Here is a 17,288-nt window from a genome sequence, read left to right as displayed (position 1 = left end):
AACGCTTGTGTCGACTCCAGCAGCAAAAAACTTCTCATTTGAGATAAAGAAGAGCGCAGAAAATTCTCTGGCGCGCGTTGGCACACTTTCTACTCCACATGGCGATATTCAAACTCCAGCATTTATTCCAGTTGGCACAAAGGCGACAGTTAAAGCAGTTCTACCTGCAGCGATGCAAGATCTTGGCGCACAAGCTTTATTGGCCAATGCTTATCACCTCTATTTACAGCCCGGCCCTGATGTTTTAGATGAGGCAGGTGGCTTAGCCCAATTTATGAGTTGGCCAGGGCCAACCTTTACCGATAGCGGCGGTTTTCAAGTTCTCTCACTGGGGGTTGGATTTAAAAAAGTCTTGGCGATGGATGCCAAGACTTTCCGATCAGATCAAGTTATCGCTGGAAATAAAGAGCGTTTAGCCCATGTAGATGATGATGGAGTTACATTTAAATCGCACCTCGATGGTTCGATGCATCGCTTTACCGCGGAAATATCGATGCAGATCCAACATAAAATTGGTGCCGACATAATCTTCGCTTTCGATGAATGCACAACGCTACATAACACTCGTCCTTATCAAGAGCTGGCGATGGAGCGCACCTACGACTGGGCGATCCGCTGCTTAGATGAACATAAGCGTTTAACTGATGTCCGTAGCGATAAGCCATACCAGGCGCTCTTTGGCGTTATTCAAGGTGCGCAATATGAAGATCTCCGCAAGAAAGCAGCGAATGATTTAGGCACAATGTCATCTTCCGGAATCGAATTCGATGGATTCGGTATTGGTGGAGCTCTCGATAAATCATCCCTTGGCACAATCGTTGGTTGGGTAAATAGCACCTTGCCTGAAGATAAGCCGAAACACTTACTCGGCATAGGCGCACCTGAAGATTTATTTGTCGGTGTTGAAAATGGCGTAGATACATTTGACTGCGTACTTGCATCACGTATCGCGCGCTCTAGCGCCGTCTACACAATGCAGGGGCGATTTAACCTCTCTAACGCACCATATGTGCGCGACTTCAACCCTATTGATGACGAATGCGATTGTTACACCTGCACTAATTTCACACGCGCTTACCTGTGCCACTTATTCCGCGGTAAAGAGATGGTTGCCGCAACTCTGGCAACGATCCACAATGAACGTTTTGTGGTTCGCTTAGTAGATCAGATGCGTCAGGCGCTCATTGATGGAAACTTTATAGATATGAAGAAAGAATTCTTAGGGCGTTACACCCATAGATCTGGTCAATCTCGCGATTAGTTAGCGCCCCACTTTTTTAGGAAAGTTTCGCGATCCATCTCGTAAATATCTTCCGGACCATCTTCTTCATCAATCTGCTGTCCCTTAAAGTCAAAACCGAAGTATTTGATGACTGCTATTGAGGGAAGATTTTCAGGACTTACCGTGTATCGCAGCGTCTTCACTTCGGGAAAAGTTAAGACCCAGCGCCACATGCCGAGCAACGCTTCTTTCGCGTAACCCTGGTTCTGGTATTGGCTCTCTATTCCAAGGCCGATCTCCATCATTCCCTGCTCATCTGGAGCGCCATGAAAACTGGTGCTACCGATAATTTCGCGATTTTCCTTTAGAACAATCCAACGAACAAACCATTTATTGGTTGCCGGATCTGCCTTTACTTGCGGCACACGCCAGGCAAGTGGTCCTTGAAAATCAATCAAATTACGAAGCGGATTGGTGAAAGTCTCGCCACGAAGCGCAAAAGTATCGTCACGCTTTTCAAAGAGATCAATCAGTCGATCAGCTGCAATATGGTGAAGCTCAAGTCTTGCAGTCGAGATAACGGGTTGCTTCAGATGCACTTAACGCGCGCCCACCTTTGGCAGATGCCAGTCAAAGCGGATAGAAAGTTCGCGAACAATGATGACGACTAGACCTGCTGATAGCGCGACAAAACCAGAGTTCAATTCAAAGTAGTCGCCTGTGACATAGACAAGTGATCCCGCTAAACAAGATGTTCCTATGGTTTCACGGTGCAGCAAAACTGGCTCAACTTGGCAAAGTACATCTCGCAGCAACCCACCAGTTACTGCTCCGATAAGGCCAAGAAATACTGCAGCCACAAATGGTGCTCCATGTGTCAGTGCAAATTGCGCACCTGATACCGAACAAACCGCTAAGCCAATAGTGTCGAGAGTAAGTACCAATCGACCGACTGGACTTGTTCTCTGAATTGCCAAAGTAATTAACACTGCAATTACAACGCCTGCAAATAACCAAGTGTGTAAAACCCAAGGTGGGCGCTCCCCCAGAAGCAGGTTGCGGAATGTTCCGCCAGAAAGCGAGGCAATGGCTGCGATAAATGCGATGCCGCCGTAATCCAAACCTTTATCAGCGGCGATACGCGCACCAACTAAAGCAAAGGCAAAGGTGCCAGCTAGGTCAAGGAGATTAACTAAAAGTTCTAAATCCACTCAATAAGTATAGGTGAGGTCCATCTAGAGAATATAAAGGCTCTTCGCCTTAGCAACAGCCTCATCCCGACCTGATGCACCAATTTTGCGATAAACATTTTTTAGGTGGGTCTTCATTGTGTTGAGCGAGACATGGAGATTGGTTGCAATCGCGCTTATCGGCGCCCCCGTTGCCAAGTGGCGCAAGATTTCTAATTCGCGTTTGGTTAGAGCGGCGTTAAGGCTTGCAGTTTTTTCCGACCTCTCCTTTAGGCGCCATGTAATCAATGAGGCAAGCTCTTCCAGATAAACGGTGGGTTTCTCGGTGGCAATCTTTATAATCAAATTCAGAATATCGACATCCTGGCGCAAAAAAGTCTCTTTAGCACCAACGCGTGCGCCTATTTCAAGCGCCTTTTTCATCGACTCAACAGCAATCTTTTCTTTATCAATATTCTCCTCAGTCTCTGAAAGCAATTTGTAGATTTGATCTTTCGCAGTCAGATTAGGAAGCTCAGAGACTACAAAGGCCGGAGATTTCCTTCCAGTTTGCTGGGCGTGGATTGGTCTTATTCGCTGTACTACTAGGAAGTCGGGCAAGCGGCCCAGAAGTACACCAACACGTTCCCAGTCTTTCATCGTGTATTTGATAAACATTTCAGTCAAGTCGCAATATGTAATAAGACCATTTCGAAGGTGCATTGCAGCAGCGCGGTCTCGACCTCTACGAACTATTTCCAGCGCTGCCTGACTCTTACCTTTAAGCGCCAAATCTCGAGCTATGAAACTCTCCGCTATGAAACACCAGACCGGTTGTGACCATGAATTAGCCAAGTTTCTCATCTGTTCAAAAAGTGTCATGCATTCGGTGACTTGTGAAAATTCTAATAAACAACGTGCCCGAACATACATCGCATCAAGTGGGCCGAAAATTCCTGAGTATCCATATCGCGATGCTTGCGCAATCACATTGTTTGCAATTAGAAGAGCGTCTTTAAACTCTCCACGACTAAGTAAGGTTGATGCTTCAATAGCATTTAACAAATACAAAACTAAATTCGAATTATCATTACCAGCTATTTCATATGCTTCTTTTTGAATTGACTCTAGTTCAGTTGAGTTGTCATAAATAACTGCCTTGGCAGACATTATGCGGAGAATTGAAATTTTATCGGCTAGACCAAGATCTAGCGGTGAATCATCTTCACGGCGAACTCTCCCATAATCAATCTCTAGCTCTTCTGTCAGACCAAGCGCGAAATCAATGTAGATATTTACAGCAGCAATAAACTTGTCTATGAAGGGCTCCATTTCGGAGTCGCGAGCGGCAAAACGCATTTCACCCATGAGGCTCTGTGCGTTTTCATATTGAAAATCTGCTGCATAGCCGATTAGCTGTACGGTCTGGCGCTTAAGTAGCCCTACAGGTGAAGTATCACCGACTATCGAGGACATCTGAATCAACTCTTTACCTCGTCCGGTAGCAATTAGATTTCGCATACTTTCGCGAAAGAGCGAACGGTACTGCGATGCATCACCAGATTCCTTGGCATGATGCAAAGACTTTATATGCTCCTGTTTATCTTGGAAGTGCTTGCTCAACCTCGAATGCAAATTTTTTCTACCCTGGCTATTTGATTTTGACTGTAAAAGTAGCGATGTCCGTATTAACGGATTTAGAGCAAACTTGTAAACAGAATCAGAGGTATGAATTAGAAATAGCGCCTCGGTTGCAAAGGAATTTAATTTAGCCAGTGAGAATTTATCTTGAAGCGCAATTTCTGCTGCTTCTACAGAAAACTCTTCGAAAATGGAGAGAGTTTCAAGCATCTCGCGGTCTGTAGGATCAAGTGATCGTAATAACTCGGCAACAATTAAGTTTAGTGGTTCCGCAGAATAGCTTCCAATTTCTTCCACTGACTTTATCTTTACGCCTCTACTTATATTTGAGGCAATGAGATTTACCGCAGCCGGCCAACCTCGAGCAGAATTGAGAATCTTGAAGGATTCTTCGTCATCAGAGGAAATTCCATAAAATCTAGCTATCTGTTCGACTTCTTCGTCTCTTAACTTCAAATCATTTAATCCGTAAGCCCTAAAATTTGGCATATTTGTTAAACTCGAATAGTTGGCAGCTGGGCTATTCCGTCGAATTACAATTGTATGTACATTTTGTGGAAGAAGATCTATCACTCGATTTGATAAGGCCTCATCATCTGCGATTGCCATTCTGTTGCTATCAAAAACGATTACAAAGTGTTTTCCTGTAATTCCAAGTTCGCCGAAGATTCTCCCAAGCAAATCAGGAGAAGAAATATCTTCAGGGCCCGTGAACCAAGGAGCGAAATCAGGTAAAACATTTCTTATTGCTTGCAGTAGGTGCGCGTAAAAATCTGCACTTCCATCACGTTCGCTTGCGGTGTACCAAATAACTGGGTGGCTAACGCTGGTTAAATACTCGGCTACGAGCGATGATTTTCCGAATCCGGATGGCGCCGAAATCAAAGTCAGGCCAGCACGATCTATTGCAACTTCAGCAAGTATTTCTTTTCTAGATAGAAAGTTTGGGGGCAATACTGGAGGCAAGGTGCGAGAGAGCCCCACCCCAGGGATCACCCCAGCGGGTTGACCCAAGTTAACGCGATGTGGAGCCACGCCTAAGGGTGAGGCATGAAGGGGCGAAATGGCTAGTAGAAATCACCCTAATAGGGTGAGGCAAGCGGGTGAATTTAGAGGGTGGCGAAAGCTTCTTCCAGAACGTCGAGCGCATCCTTAAGCAATTCATCGCTGATGACGATCGGTGGCAAGAAGCGAATGACGTTGGCATAAGTTCCGGCAGTAAGAATTAGAACGCCTTTGCTCTGGCAATACTTGATTACCGCAGCCATGGCAGCAGGGTTTGGGTTCTTTGTTCCGGCCTCAACGAGTTCGATCGCCTGCATTGCACCACGACCGCGAACTTCGCCGATGATTGGATATTTCTTGGCTAGCGCAGTTAGTGATTCGTTAAGAATCTTTCCGATGTGGCGGGCGCGTTCGACGAGTTTTTCTTCTTCAATAGTTTCGATAGCACCAATGGCGGCAGCGCATGCGATTGGGTTTCCACCGTAGGTTCCGCCAAGTCCACCAACATGTGATGAATCCATAATTTCCGCGCGCGCAGTAACAGCGGCAAGTGGCAAACCACCTGCGATTCCCTTTGCGGTAACGATCATGTCAGGTACAACGCCTTCATCTTCGCAGGCAAACATATTGCCGGTGCGCGCAAAACCTGTCTGCACTTCATCAGCGATAAAGACGATGCCATGTTCGGTTGCGAATTTTGAAAGACCTGGCAAGAAACCCTTAGGTGGAACGATGAATCCGCCTTCACCCATGATTGGTTCGATAATTATCGCTGCAACATTATGTGCGCCAACTTCTTTTTCAATCTTTGAAGTAACAATGTCTAAGTAATCTTGCGCCATCGTTGCGAGATTGCCTTCATAGTGGAATGAGTAAGGCATCGGCATGCGATAAATCTCGTTAGCAAATGGCCCAAAACCTTCTTTGTAAGGAACATTCTTGGCGGTAAGGGCCATAGTCAAGTTGGTGCGACCGTGATAAGCATGCTCAAAGACGATAATCGCTGGGCGCTTTGTTGAATGGCGCGCAATCTTGATCGCATTCTCAACTGCTTCGGCGCCAGAGTTTTGCAAAATAGATTTCTTTTTATGGGTGCCTGGCGTTAAAAGATTAAGCGCTTCGCAGACTTCTACGTATCCCATATATGGAGCGGTAGTGAAGTTTGTATGTGTGAACGCCTGCACAGCGTCAACAACACGTTCTACAACGCGAGGTGCGGCATTTCCAACATTTACTACGCCTATTCCTGCACCGAGATCGATAATGCGATTGCCATCTACATCTTGCAGGATTGCACCTTCACCACGTTCGATAAAAGCGGGAATTGCCATACCTAAACCTGCTGAAACTGCCTCTTTACGACGAGCAATTAACTCCTGCGACTTTGGCCCTGGAATAGCGGTGGCCAAGTGTCGTGATTGCGGGAGAGGGTCCTTTGCGGTCATGGATAAATTGTAGAGCCTCTTTTTAACTTCTGCGGCGCAACGAGTTAGGCTCAGAGAGTGGAGAAGAGAAATGAACTACGTCGCAGCGCCCCGCTGCTTGATGCATACCTGACTTACTTTGAGGCAGATCACACTCCCTTCACAATCCCTGGACATAAACAAAGAGCTTCACAGATCGATGCTGGATTAGGCGCCGTAGTTGATTCTGATATCCCTCTCTACGGTGGCTTAGATGAAATCAAATTAACTAATCAGATTTTGGCAAAGTCGGAAAAGATTGCAGCGCAATTCTGGGGCGCAGATTTTGCACGTTTTTCAACAGGTGGTTCAACCCATGCCAATCAAGCAGTCATCCTGGCGCTTGGAAAACCTGGAGATAAAGTTGCGGTATCGCGTACCGCACATCGCTCAGTTCTAAGCGCGCTAGTACTTGCAGGGTTAGAACCAATTTGGATGAACCCCGAACTTGATGGTGCAACAGGTGTGCCGATTGGAATTGCCGTAACCGAATTACAACGCGCTTTAAAAGAAAACCCAATCGCAATTTTATTAACGGAACCCGGTTATCTCGGAACGCTCTCTGACTTAAAACCTTTGATTGCTGCGGCGCATGAAAAATCTATTCCGGTAATCGTTGATGCTGCTTGGGGCGGACATTTTGGATTTCATCCCGACCTGCCACAACATGTAATCGCGCAAGGCGCAGATGCGCTGATTACCAGCGTTCATAAGGCGCTTCCTGGATATAGCGCTTCTGCGCTACTGCTTGCCAAAACTAAATTCATTAGCGCCGAAAGACTTGAGCAGAGCTTTGAAACTACGCACACGACGTCTCCAGCTGGCGCTCCCCTGGCTTCAATTGATGCGGTGCGGGCGCTGCTTCAAACCCGTGGTCCTGAATTACTGGGTGCGCTAATTGAAAATGTGGCGCAATTTAAATTGGCAGTGCAGGCAAACTTTGACCTACCAATCTTCTTAAATCCAAGCGACTTTCCTGCTGGACGATTTGATCCGGTAAAGATCGTGCTGCGCGTTCAGCAACTTGGCGCGGCAGGCGTTGAAATTGAGCGCGCCTTAATTGCACAAGGTATTCGCGTTGAGATGGCAGATAACGACACCATAGTTTTCTTAGCCACCTTGGCCGATACCAAAGAAGATTTCCAGGCACTTGCCATGACGCTGGTCCCAATTCTTAAGAAGTTACAGAGCGCACCACGCCAGAGCGCAACCGCGCTTAGTTGGTCAGTGGTTCCGCAGATTGCAACTTCGATGCGTGATGCCTACTTTGCAAGGACCGAAATGGTTGACTCAAGCGATGCGATTGGACGCATCTCAGCAGATCTCATCGCTCCATATCCACCTGGGGTTGCAGTCGTTGCTCCAGGTGAAGTTCTAACAGAGCAGATTGTTAACGGGTTAAGCGCCTCTCAAAAAGCGGGTGTTCGCATTGCCTACGCCACTGATCCAACGCTCAAGAGTTACAGAGTCGTAAAGAAGTAATTACGACTGGCTAGCAAATTTCTTTAAGGCATCTCCATAAAGTCTAAAGACAGTCCAGTCATCCATCGCCACGGCCCCAAGTGATTTATAGAAATCAATTGATGGCATATTCCAATCCAAAACCCACCACTGGAAACGCTCGTATCCGCGTTCAACGCAGAGCTGAGCCAAGGTCTTCATAAATCCTTTACCGATTCCGTGGCCGCGATATTCCGGCTGCACAAAAAGGTCCTCAAGATAGATGCCAGGTTTGCCAAGCCAGGTTGAGTAATTTAAAAACCAGAGCGCAATGCCAACAATTTTTCCATCAACTTCAGCAACATGACAGAAGGCAACTGGGTGGCTGTTAAATAACGAGCTCTCAATCTGTTCGATGGTTGCAACCATTTCATCCGGTGCTTCTTCATAGACCGCTAATTCGTATATCAAGCGATGAATATCAGAAGTATCTTCGGGAGTTGCTAGGCGGATAAGCATGAGTTGAGTTTAGGGGAAAAGAAAAACGGCCAGGTTTCCCTGGCCGTTCTCCCCTCGTGGATAGGTTAAAAATTAACCGATCTTAGCTACTAGCTCTTGAGCCTTCTTAAGGAAAGCTCCATCTAGAACGCTGAAGCCAAGAGCTTCGCCCTTGTCCTTTGCGCATGCTGGACTCAAGATAAATGATGCAAGTGACTTAACAGCAGCCGCCTTTGTCTTATCTGTGTAAGCAGTGTCAACCAACATGTAAGAGACGATACCTAGTGTGTAAGCACCAGCTTCTTTTGTTGCGTAATCAAATGACATGATTCCGTTTCCATCAATTGATGCTTGTGACAAGAATGCAGATGTTGTTACCGATGTTGGCTCAACAGCGTTTCCTGCATTGTTAATTACGTGTGCAACCTTGAGTCTATTTGCAACAGCGTAGTTAACCTCAGCAAAAGTGATTGAGTAAGGTGTCTTACCAGCAAGCTGTGAAACACCAGTTGAGGATGAAGCTCCAACGATGCGTCCCAAGTTCTCAGGTGAGTTGATATTGCCTGGGAATGAAGTTGTGAATACTGAAGCCTTTGCCTTAGTCCAAACTGCTGGGGCTGACTTATTTAGGTAGTTAGTGAAGTTCTCTGTTGTACCTGATGAGTCTGAGCGAAAAACAACCTTGATTGGCTTATCTGGAAGTGTGTAGCGAGTTGTAGTTGCGATCTTCTTGGCAACGATTGGGTCACCCTTTGCATCCTTAACTACTGCGCCATTCTTAGTCTTGTAAATAATCTTGTCGTATGCGCGGTTGTTATCTCTAACAATCGCTGGATCGTTCCAACGTGTGATTGTGCCGGCAAAAATTCCCGCGATAGTTGAAGCAGAAAGTGAAAGAGTATTACGTGATGGAAGGTTGTGAAGAATTCCAATAGGTGCCGCAACGACTGGTGCGTGAATAATGCTCGCACGCTTTGTTGCTGCTGTATGTGCTGCATCTGAGAACCAGAAATCTCCAATTGACTTATCTGAATTTGAGCGGCCAGTACCTGAACCAGATGATGCATATGTAAATGAATGTCCTGAAGATGTTGCAAATGGAGCCTTGCAAGCTTCGATTAGGAGCGCAGGAAATGATGCGCCTGAACCTGATAGATCAACTGCGTGAGCTGGAGTTGAAGTTACCAACCCAAAGGCAAGTGCTACTGCTGCAGATTTTGCGAGCATTGAAACTTTCATTAATTTTCCCCTTGTTTGAAATAGGTGACGAACAAGGAGAAAACTATGTATCCCGGGTTAACTACTTGGTTCTTTGAGGCAAACGTTGGTCAACCTTTAGGTGAACAGCAGGTTACGACTATCCGAAGCGGCCGGTGACGTAATTTTCGGTGCGCTGGTCCTTTGGCTGAGAGAAGATCTCGCTGGTGCGGGCAACTTCGATCATTTCGCCAGGACCGCCATCAGATAAGAAGAATGCGGTGTAGTCAGATACGCGGGCTGCTTGCTGCATATTGTGAGTCACGATCACGATTGTCATTGAATCTGAGAGTTCGCGGATAGTTTCTTCAATACGCAAGGTTGATCCTGGATCAAGCGCTGAACAAGGCTCATCCATCAGAAGTACCTGTGGGCTTACAGCGAGTGCACGGGCGATGCAGAGGCGCTGCTGCTGACCACCAGAGAGCGATCCACCATGTGCATCAAGGCGATCTTTAACTTCATTCCAAAGTCCAGCACGAACTAGGCAAGATTCAAGAAGTTCATCTTTGTTATCTACCTTAAGTTGCGCCAGCTTTAGTCCAGAAAGAACGTTCTCACCGATAGTCATTGATGGGAATGGGTTTGGCTTCTGGAAAACCATGCCGATCTGAAGACGAATCTTCGTAACATCAACTCCTGGTGCATAAATATCTTTGCCATCGAGTCGTACTTCACCGGCCATTGCTGCACCAGGAATAAACTCATGCATACGGTTGATCGTGCGGATAAATGTTGATTTACCGCAACCAGATGGTCCGATCAGCGCTGTTACTGATCCTGCTGTGAAATCTAAATTAATATCTGAGAGAACATGGTTCTTTCCAAACCAGGCGTGAATGCCGCGAGTTTCTAGACCAGTTCCTTGTGCAGTGCTGGCTTGAGTTCGTGGCGCCTTTGCATTGGCCACACTTGCTAGCGAACTAGGTTGCGCAGGAGTTGACATTTCTTTCTCGCTTTCCGGAGTCTGGATCATTAGGAAACCTTTCGTGAAGTTAGTGCACGAGCCAAAGTGAAGAGAAGTAGAACTAGGACCATCAAAACTAAGAGACCCGCCCAAGCGCGTGTGATCGCCTCAGGTGAACCTGCGTTGAAGGCTTTCCAGATGTAATAAGGAAGAGATCCAACTGAGCCGTTAAATGGATTTGGATTTACCTTGTCTCCGCCGCCTGTTAACAACAAGAGCGGCGCGGTTTCGCCAGCGATGCGAGCGACGCCCAAAATCACTGCAGTCATCAAGCCACTTCGCGCTGCGGGAAGAACGATCATTGCAACTGTGCGCCATTGAGTTCCGCCTAAAGCTGTCCCGGCTTCACGGAGATCATTTGGAATAAGCAATAAAACTTCTTCTGATGTTCGAGCAATCGTTGGAATCATCAAGATGGTCAGCGCTAGGGCACCCATCAAAGCAGAAAAGCCTTTTGTTATTGGATAGAGAACGGCCGAGAGAATAAAGAGACCGGCGACAATTGAAGGGACACCCGACATTGCTTGAACCAAGAATCTAATTGGCCCAGCAAATTTACCTTTGATTTCAGTTAGATAAAGCGCTGTCAAAATTCCAAGTGGAACGCTCATGATCAAGGCAAGTACGACCAAAGTTAAAGTTCCGGTGATTGCGTGCAAGACGCCACCTGTTGGGATTGGATCAGTCGAAGTTGCCATCGACATGTCATTGCTAAGAATCCCAAGGTGAAGGCCTGGCAAACCCTTTTGAAGCACTGTAAAGAGAATGCTACCTATTGGAATAATTGTTAAGACAGCGCCCAATGCAACAAGTGATTTAACGAAAGCATCTTTGGCAGCTGGTGCGCCTCTTGTTATAAATGAGTAAGTTGATGAAAGCACTGCATAGGCCACGAAGAAGATAAATCCATAGGCTAACTTGCCTTTCATCTCTGTTGCAGCAACAAATCCATATGAGAAAGCTAGCGATCCGAGAAGAAATGAGATCTCGCGAATACGATCGGCCGGCTTCTTTGCCCAAGGCTTCTGCGGAGTAGCTACGGCGCTCATCGTCCAGACTTTCCTGTTCGCTTAACAATTACATTCGCTATCGCGTTAACTGAGAGAGTAAGGAAGAAGAGCACTAGACCTGCAGCCATCAGAGCCTTAATTTCATACTCGCTAGCTTCGCCAAACTTTAGAATAATTAACGATGCAACGTTTCCACCTGCACCGAGCAATACGTGCCAGTTAATCTGGAAGACAATATTTAGCACTGTGTACACGGCGACGGTCTCACCCATGGCGCGCCCAAGACCGAGCATCGCTCCACCAACTACACCGCTTCGACCATGCGGAATTACAACTGCCTTAATCATGGTCCAACGAGTTGCACCAAGGGCAAAGGCTGCTTGGATTCGATCAAGTGGTGCTTGGGCAAAAATTTCGCGTGAAACAGATGTGATGATCGGGATGATCATGATTGCAAGAACGACGCCCGCAACGAAAGGTGAGCGCGTAAAAAAGTAAGGTTCGACCTGAAAGATTGGAATCCAACCTAAGTACTTATTGATCAACTTGCCCCAGTATTCAACGCTAGGCATCAAAACCAAAAAGCCCCAGATACCGAAGAGAATTGAAGGAAAGGCAGCCATCATGTCGATGACCGCAACTAAAATTTTCTTCATCCACTGTGGCGCGTAGAAATTCAAGAATAGGGCTGAAAAAACGGAAATTGGTACTGCGATTACAACGGCAACCAACGCACAGAGAATGGTTCCAACGAGCATTGCCGAAAGACCAAAATTACTTTCTAAAACGTTGGCCGACTCATCGAGTGTGATGGACCAATCTGCACTTGTTATAAAACTCAAGCCTTCTTCGCGCAAGACTTCATAGCCGCGATAGAACAAGAAGAGCGCGATCAAGCCCAAAATTACTAGCGAAGAAAGTCCTCCGCTGGTAACAACTCCGCGAAAGACTTTATCCGAACGCCGTGGTTCGGTTGAAAGTTGTCGCGGACTTGGAATAGTGACCGTTTGAGACACTTTATGCAAACTTTCCGGTTACCAAAAAGATTACGCGGCGTGATACAGATACTGCATGGTCTGCATATCTTTCGTAGTAACGGCCAAGCAAAGTTAAATCAATCGCAGTTTCAACTCCGTGTTCCCAAGTTGGAGCGATTAGCGCTGAAATCAATTGACGATGGAGCAAATCCATTTCGTCATCATCTTTTTCAACCTGGGCAGCCATCACAGTGTCGCGAGTTGAAATAACAACTCCGGTCTTTGTTGCAATCTTCTCGGCGGCAACGCCCATAGCTTCAATCAAATTAACAACTGCATCAGGCACGGCAGGGGCTGGGTGGCGCAGACGGACTACCTTGGCAACGTGGTGTGCAAGATCTCCCATACGTTCAAGGTCTGCTGACATGCGAAGTGCGGTAACAAGTGCACGAAGATCTGATGCCACTGGTTGTTGGCGCGCAATGATGTCGATAATGCGTGCATCTAAATCGTGTTGGACGGTGTCAATATTCTCATCGTAAGAAATAACTTCTTCGGCAAGCTGCAAATTCTTCTCCATGATGGCGCGAGTTGCTTTAGCCATTGAGTCCGAAACCATGACGCTTAGTTCGAAGAGAGTTTGGGAGACGCCATCTAGTTCGTCTTGGAATACTGATCTAATTAAAGGCATAGGCGCACGCTAGGTGGAGCGGATTAACGGCTGCCCAAGAGATGGTTAACGCAAGGTGAACTGCTTAGAATCAGATGCGCTGGGGCTATAGAGTTTAGACATGTGGCGCCGCGAGAAGAGTTTGGCCGAACGTGATGAGCGTGAACTGCCTGAGTTATTGCTTAGAACCCTAGGCCAACTCGATGGCGCGAGCCTGATTCTCGCCCCGGGTGAGATCGCTATCTACGCCAATTCCGAAGCTGAGAATTTAGGCGTTTTAAAAGATGGTCGGATTCAGAGCGAAGAGCTACTTGCTTCGGTTCGAGTTGTTCGTCGCACAAATTTAAAGCAAACCGGCACCGTTGAAATTGCACGCGGGCCAATTGGTGAAGGAAAGCGCGAGATCACAGTAAACGTGATTCCACTTTCCGAAGACAACTTAGTTCTCGTCCTGCTTCGCGATGAGAGTGAAGCACAACGTGTACATGAAGTTCGTAGAGATTTTGTAGCAAACATTTCACATGAACTAAAGACGCCAATTGGCGCACTCTCTTTACTTAGTGAGGCGGTGCTCGGCGCCAAGGATGACTCAGAAGCGGTAACAAAGTTTGCTAGCCGAATGCAAATTGAAGCAAAACGTTTAACTGATTTGGTGCAAGAGATTATTCAACTCTCCCGCGTTCAAGATTCTGATCCACTGCAAGAAGCACAGTCGCTTTCGGTTAATGACTTATTGAAAGAAGCGCTAGACCAATGCCGAACTACCGCGGATTCTAGAAAAATCGCTCTAACGTTTGCTGAAGGTGCTGATTGTCGTGTTTTGGGAGACCGCGAGCAGCTAACTATGGCGGTTCATAATCTGATTGAGAATGCGGTTAATTACTCACCACCAGATACTCAAGTTTCTGTAAGTACAAGTATTGATCAGAATATTGTGACCGTTTCAGTGGCAGATCAAGGAATCGGTATCGCCGATGCTGAAATTGAAAGAATTTTTGAACGTTTCTATCGTGTAGATCCTGCTCGATCACGCGAGACCGGTGGAACCGGTTTGGGGTTATCAATTGTTAAACACATCATTTCAAAGCACGGCGGAGAAATTTCAGTCTGGAGTTCAGAGAATGTGGGAAGCACATTCTCAATCCGGCTTCCAATTCAATCAATTAAAGAGGATGAAGCATGACAAAAGTTCTGATTGTTGAAGATGAAATCTCCTTCTCCGATGCTCTGGCGTATCTTCTTAAAAAAGAGAGCTATGAAGTCGAAGTAGCGGTAAATGGCGCCGAAGCAATTGAGCGCTTCCAAACCTTTAATCCAGATCTGATTCTTTTAGATCTGATGATTCCTGAGGTTTCTGGTACTGAAGTCTGTCGCGTAATTCGCTCAACTTCACAAGTACCGATAATTATGTTGACCGCCAAAGATTCTGAGATCGATAAGGTCGTCGGGCTGGAACTAGGCGCCGATGATTACGTAACAAAGCCATACTCTTCGCGAGAATTGCTGGCGCGAATGAAAGCGGTAATGCGCCGTAACTCTGGAGAGAGCGCTGGAATCGAAGAAGGTGCACTCTTAACTGCTGGTTCAGTGCGCATGGATTTGGATAAGCACCAAGTAACAGTTAATTCAGTCGCGGTCACATTCCCACTCAAAGAGTTTGAGCTTCTTGAGTTTCTAATGCGCAATAGCGGCCGAGTTCTGACTCGTAGCCAGTTGATTGATCGCGTCTGGGGTAATGATTACTTCGGCGATACCAAAACTTTGGATGTACACATCAAGCGCTTGCGCGCGAAAATCGAGGAAGATCCAGCAAATCCCAAGATTATTCATACAATCCGAGGCTTAGGTTACAAACTCGAGATTTAACGGCCGATCAGCCGATTAGTGAACTCGTTACCAAATTTATTAGTTGGATCTATTTCCGTTACGAGCTTCTTGAAATCATCGAACTTCGGCATAACCGATTTAAAGTAATCAGGGCTAGCCGAAAAGACCTTACCTAGGTGTGGGCGATAGCCAAATGGCGCAAGCGTTGCTTCGACAACTTTAACCATTTCATAGACCGCATCAACTTTCTTCCACGTAAAATGAATTCCAATTGAGTCGCGCTGGTAGTGCGGGCTCATCCAGAGATCATCTGCGGCAATGGCGCGGATCTCGGTTACCCAGAGAATCTCATTTATCTGTGGCGCAATTTTCTCAAGTGCAGCGATCGCCGCAGGTGCATCTTTACGTGCAACGAAGAACTCGCTCTGAATTTCATCACCAGCACTTGGGGTGAACTCCATCTTGAAATGCGGCAAACGCAAATGCCATGGTCCACTTACAGCCATCTGTTCGGTGCACGGTTCTGGATCAAGCCCTGGCAGTGGATGTCGGTTTGATGTTGCTGGATACGCCTCAAACAAGTCTGTTGGTGCAGTAGTTCCAGCTTTAAACTTTGCCCAGACTTCTCCCCCGCCTGCAGCAGCCCAGGTGGTGAAGTAACTAACGCTGTAGGCAAGGCTCATGATTTCATCTAAGTTTGCGGCATAACTTTCGCGAGACATTCCGCGATAAACAGTTTGTGCAATATTAAATGTCGGCTCAATTGCCAGATCTAAATTAACTACAACGCCAGTTAAACCTAGGCCGACTACAGAACCTTCAAAACTTGCATCGCCTTTAGAAATTCGCTTGAGCGATCCATCAGGTAAAACTAGTTCTAGGCTTTCAACCGCTGTCGCAAGATTACCGTTTCCAACGCCAGATCCGTGGGTTGCTGTCGCAACAGCACCAGCAACAGATATATGAGGAAGCGAAGCCATGTTATGTATCGCCCAGCCTCGATCGTGTAGAGCAACTGCTAGCTCTCCGTATTTCATTCCTGCTGGAACTCGGACAGTTTTCTTCTCTTTATTGATATCAATATCTGAAGGCATGTTCTCAAAGGTGATCGCCGTTGCAGAAGTATCTGCAATGTCATTGAAGCAATGCGCGCTGCCACGTGCACGAACTCGTGCAGAATTGGAGACAAACTCCTGTAGCTCCTCAACTGACGTTGGTGCTACCCGCTGCGCATCTCGAAAATTTACAGTGCCCGACCAATTAGCGCTCATGAGATAACCCCTAGTGAGAGAAGGAGAATTAATAATGAACCCAGAGCGATTCGGTAGAGAATGAAAGGGGCAAAACTCTTAGTTGTCACATATTTTAACAACCAAGCGATCACTGCGTAGCCAGTTACAAATGCAATTGCAGTCGCCACAAAAGTTTCTGGAAGTGAAAAGACTCGCTCAGATGCACTCTCACCAAGCGCACCGTTTAACTCGTAAAGGCCACTGCCAAAGACTGCTGGTAGTGCAAGCAAGAATGAATAACGCAGCGCTGCTTCACGGCTGTAGCCCATAAATCGACCCATTGCGATAGTTGCACCGGAGCGGGATACACCTGGGATAAGTGCAAGTGATTGCGCAAATCCATATAGAACGCCATGCACAGGAGTTAACTGATGGAGTTGGCGCTCTGTCTTTCCATATTTATCTGCGATCCCCAGAATTATTCCGAAAACAATCAAGGTCGTAGCGATTAGCCAGAGTGAGCGGAAATCATTTCGGATGATCTCTTGACCGAAATAGCCCAATGCAACTATCGGCAAAGTGCCGAGAATGATCAACCAACCTAATCGCGCATCAGCTTTTTCAGCAGCTTGTAGCTGTTTGCGAGAAACTTGGCCAAACCATGCGCTGATTATCCGAACAATATCTCGACGGAAATAGATTAGTACGGCAAGTTCGGTGCCGATTTGAGTTATCGCGGTAAATGTTGCGCCAGGATCGGAGTTCGTTCCAAATAACTCTCCGGCGATACGAATATGCGCACTGGATGAAATCGGGAGAAATTCGGTTAGACCTTGGAGCGCGCCGAGAAAAATCGCCTCAAACATCGCTACCCCATAACCGAATTAGTAAAGCCAAAAGTTCTTAACTA

The 17,288-nt window shown here is 46.7% G+C and carries 16 protein-coding genes; 4 read left to right on the top strand and 12 right to left on the bottom strand.

Annotation, left to right across the window (positions count from 1 at the left end):
• The first annotated feature begins 7 nt into the window (after positions 1-7).
• Positions 8-1,261, top strand: a complete 1,254-nt coding sequence (tgt, locus tag A1sIIB106_RS01630; protein ID WP_190277196.1) for a tRNA guanosine(34) transglycosylase Tgt — start codon at positions 8-10, stop codon at positions 1,259-1,261.
• Here the strand turns inward: tgt and A1sIIB106_RS01625 are convergent.
• The 4 genes from A1sIIB106_RS01625 to gabT all read right to left on the bottom strand — a co-directional run bounded on the left by A1sIIB106_RS01625 (position 1,258) and on the right by gabT (position 6,482).
• Positions 1,258-1,821, bottom strand: coding sequence for a GNAT family N-acetyltransferase (locus tag A1sIIB106_RS01625; RefSeq protein ID WP_095677139.1), 564 nt, complete (start codon positions 1,819-1,821; stop codon positions 1,258-1,260). The genes tgt and A1sIIB106_RS01625 overlap by 4 nt on opposite strands.
• Entirely contained in the window at positions 1,822-2,433 is a 612-nt protein-coding gene (locus A1sIIB106_RS01620; RefSeq protein ID WP_095677138.1) for a trimeric intracellular cation channel family protein, read from the bottom strand.
• 24 nt (positions 2,434-2,457) lie between these two features.
• Positions 2,458-5,067 (bottom strand): helix-turn-helix transcriptional regulator, encoded by a 2,610-nt coding sequence (locus A1sIIB106_RS01615; protein ID WP_190277194.1) that lies wholly within the window; start codon positions 5,065-5,067, stop codon positions 2,458-2,460.
• Positions 5,068-5,141: 74 nt separating this feature from the next.
• Positions 5,142-6,482: a 4-aminobutyrate--2-oxoglutarate transaminase gene (gabT, locus tag A1sIIB106_RS01610; RefSeq protein ID WP_095677136.1), complete on the bottom strand. Its 1,341-nt coding sequence runs from the start codon at positions 6,480-6,482 to the stop codon at positions 5,142-5,144.
• A gap of 57 nt (positions 6,483-6,539) precedes the next feature.
• On the opposite strand from gabT, the gene A1sIIB106_RS01605 reads away from it, so the two are divergent.
• The gene (locus A1sIIB106_RS01605) at positions 6,540-7,982 is read left to right on the top strand and encodes an aminotransferase class I/II-fold pyridoxal phosphate-dependent enzyme (protein ID WP_095677135.1); all 1,443 of its coding nucleotides are present in this window, start codon (positions 6,540-6,542) and stop codon (positions 7,980-7,982) included.
• Here A1sIIB106_RS01605 and A1sIIB106_RS01600 read toward each other — a convergent pair whose 3' ends face one another.
• From A1sIIB106_RS01600 to phoU, 6 genes are all read right to left on the bottom strand, one after another.
• Complete coding sequence (locus tag A1sIIB106_RS01600) at positions 7,983-8,459, bottom strand: GNAT family N-acetyltransferase (RefSeq protein ID WP_095677134.1); 477 nt, start codon at positions 8,457-8,459, stop codon at positions 7,983-7,985.
• Between the two features lie 72 nt (positions 8,460-8,531).
• Positions 8,532-9,677: a substrate-binding domain-containing protein gene (locus tag A1sIIB106_RS01595; protein WP_095677133.1), complete on the bottom strand. Its 1,146-nt coding sequence runs from the start codon at positions 9,675-9,677 to the stop codon at positions 8,532-8,534.
• Between the two features lie 118 nt (positions 9,678-9,795).
• Positions 9,796-10,671: a phosphate ABC transporter ATP-binding protein PstB gene (gene pstB / locus A1sIIB106_RS01590; RefSeq protein WP_095677132.1), complete on the bottom strand. Its 876-nt coding sequence runs from the start codon at positions 10,669-10,671 to the stop codon at positions 9,796-9,798.
• Positions 10,671-11,711, bottom strand: coding sequence for a phosphate ABC transporter permease PstA (gene pstA / locus A1sIIB106_RS01585; protein WP_095677131.1), 1,041 nt, complete (start codon positions 11,709-11,711; stop codon positions 10,671-10,673). The genes pstB and pstA overlap by 1 nt, the downstream gene beginning before the upstream one ends.
• Positions 11,708-12,688, bottom strand: coding sequence for a phosphate ABC transporter permease subunit PstC (gene pstC, locus A1sIIB106_RS01580; RefSeq protein ID WP_223299502.1), 981 nt, complete (start codon positions 12,686-12,688; stop codon positions 11,708-11,710). The genes pstA and pstC overlap by 4 nt, the downstream gene beginning before the upstream one ends.
• A 1-nt stretch (position 12,689) precedes the next feature.
• Positions 12,690-13,340 carry a phosphate signaling complex protein PhoU gene (gene phoU, locus A1sIIB106_RS01575; protein WP_190277192.1) on the bottom strand — a complete coding sequence of 217 codons (651 nt, stop codon included), beginning with the start codon at positions 13,338-13,340 and terminating at the stop codon, positions 12,690-12,692.
• Between the two features lie 100 nt (positions 13,341-13,440).
• Between phoU and A1sIIB106_RS01570 the strand changes: the two genes are divergently transcribed.
• Together A1sIIB106_RS01570 and A1sIIB106_RS01565 are read left to right on the top strand one after the other, a co-directional pair.
• The gene (locus A1sIIB106_RS01570) at positions 13,441-14,502 is read left to right on the top strand and encodes a sensor histidine kinase (RefSeq protein ID WP_095677129.1); all 1,062 of its coding nucleotides are present in this window, start codon (positions 13,441-13,443) and stop codon (positions 14,500-14,502) included.
• Positions 14,499-15,185 carry a response regulator transcription factor gene (locus A1sIIB106_RS01565; protein WP_095670769.1) on the top strand — a complete coding sequence of 229 codons (687 nt, stop codon included), beginning with the start codon at positions 14,499-14,501 and terminating at the stop codon, positions 15,183-15,185. Before A1sIIB106_RS01570 ends, A1sIIB106_RS01565 begins: the two co-directional genes overlap by 4 nt.
• Here the strand turns inward: A1sIIB106_RS01565 and A1sIIB106_RS01560 are convergent.
• On the bottom strand, positions 15,182-16,417 hold the full coding sequence (locus tag A1sIIB106_RS01560; protein WP_095677128.1) for an FAD-binding protein: 1,236 nt from the start codon (positions 16,415-16,417) through the stop codon (positions 15,182-15,184). The genes A1sIIB106_RS01565 and A1sIIB106_RS01560 overlap by 4 nt on opposite strands.
• On the bottom strand, positions 16,414-17,244 hold the full coding sequence (locus tag A1sIIB106_RS01555; protein ID WP_095677127.1) for an undecaprenyl-diphosphate phosphatase: 831 nt from the start codon (positions 17,242-17,244) through the stop codon (positions 16,414-16,416). Before A1sIIB106_RS01555 ends, A1sIIB106_RS01560 begins: the two co-directional genes overlap by 4 nt.
• Between the last annotated feature and the right edge of the window lie 44 nt (positions 17,245-17,288).

This window comes from Candidatus Planktophila lacus (assembly GCF_002288325.1).
In the GTDB taxonomy this organism is placed as follows: Bacteria; Actinomycetota; Actinomycetes; order Nanopelagicales; family Nanopelagicaceae; genus Planktophila; species Planktophila lacus.
The sequence above is the reverse complement of the archived record's forward strand: the minus strand, read 5'-3'. Positions and strand labels throughout refer to the sequence as shown.

Excerpts from the sequence above, each read along its gene's own strand:
- A1sIIB106_RS01560 (WP_095677128.1), bottom strand. The coding sequence starts at position 16,417 with ATGAGCGCTAATTGGTCGGGCACTGTAAATTTTCGAGATGCGCAGCGG.
- gabT (WP_095677136.1), bottom strand. The coding sequence starts at position 6,482 with ATGACCGCAAAGGACCCTCTCCCGCAATCACGACACTTGGCCACCGCT.
- A1sIIB106_RS01600 (WP_095677134.1), bottom strand. The coding sequence starts at position 8,459 with ATGCTTATCCGCCTAGCAACTCCCGAAGATACTTCTGATATTCATCGC.
- A1sIIB106_RS01595 (WP_095677133.1), bottom strand. The coding sequence starts at position 9,677 with ATGAAAGTTTCAATGCTCGCAAAATCTGCAGCAGTAGCACTTGCCTTT.
- phoU (WP_190277192.1), bottom strand. The coding sequence starts at position 13,340 with ATGCCTTTAATTAGATCAGTATTCCAAGACGAACTAGATGGCGTCTCC.
- A1sIIB106_RS01555 (WP_095677127.1), bottom strand. The coding sequence starts at position 17,244 with ATGTTTGAGGCGATTTTTCTCGGCGCGCTCCAAGGTCTAACCGAATTT.
- A1sIIB106_RS01565 (WP_095670769.1), top strand. The coding sequence starts at position 14,499 with ATGACAAAAGTTCTGATTGTTGAAGATGAAATCTCCTTCTCCGATGCT.
- pstB (WP_095677132.1), bottom strand. The coding sequence starts at position 10,671 with ATGATCCAGACTCCGGAAAGCGAGAAAGAAATGTCAACTCCTGCGCAA.
- A1sIIB106_RS01570 (WP_095677129.1), top strand. The coding sequence starts at position 13,441 with ATGTGGCGCCGCGAGAAGAGTTTGGCCGAACGTGATGAGCGTGAACTG.
- pstA (WP_095677131.1), bottom strand. The coding sequence starts at position 11,711 with ATGAGCGCCGTAGCTACTCCGCAGAAGCCTTGGGCAAAGAAGCCGGCC.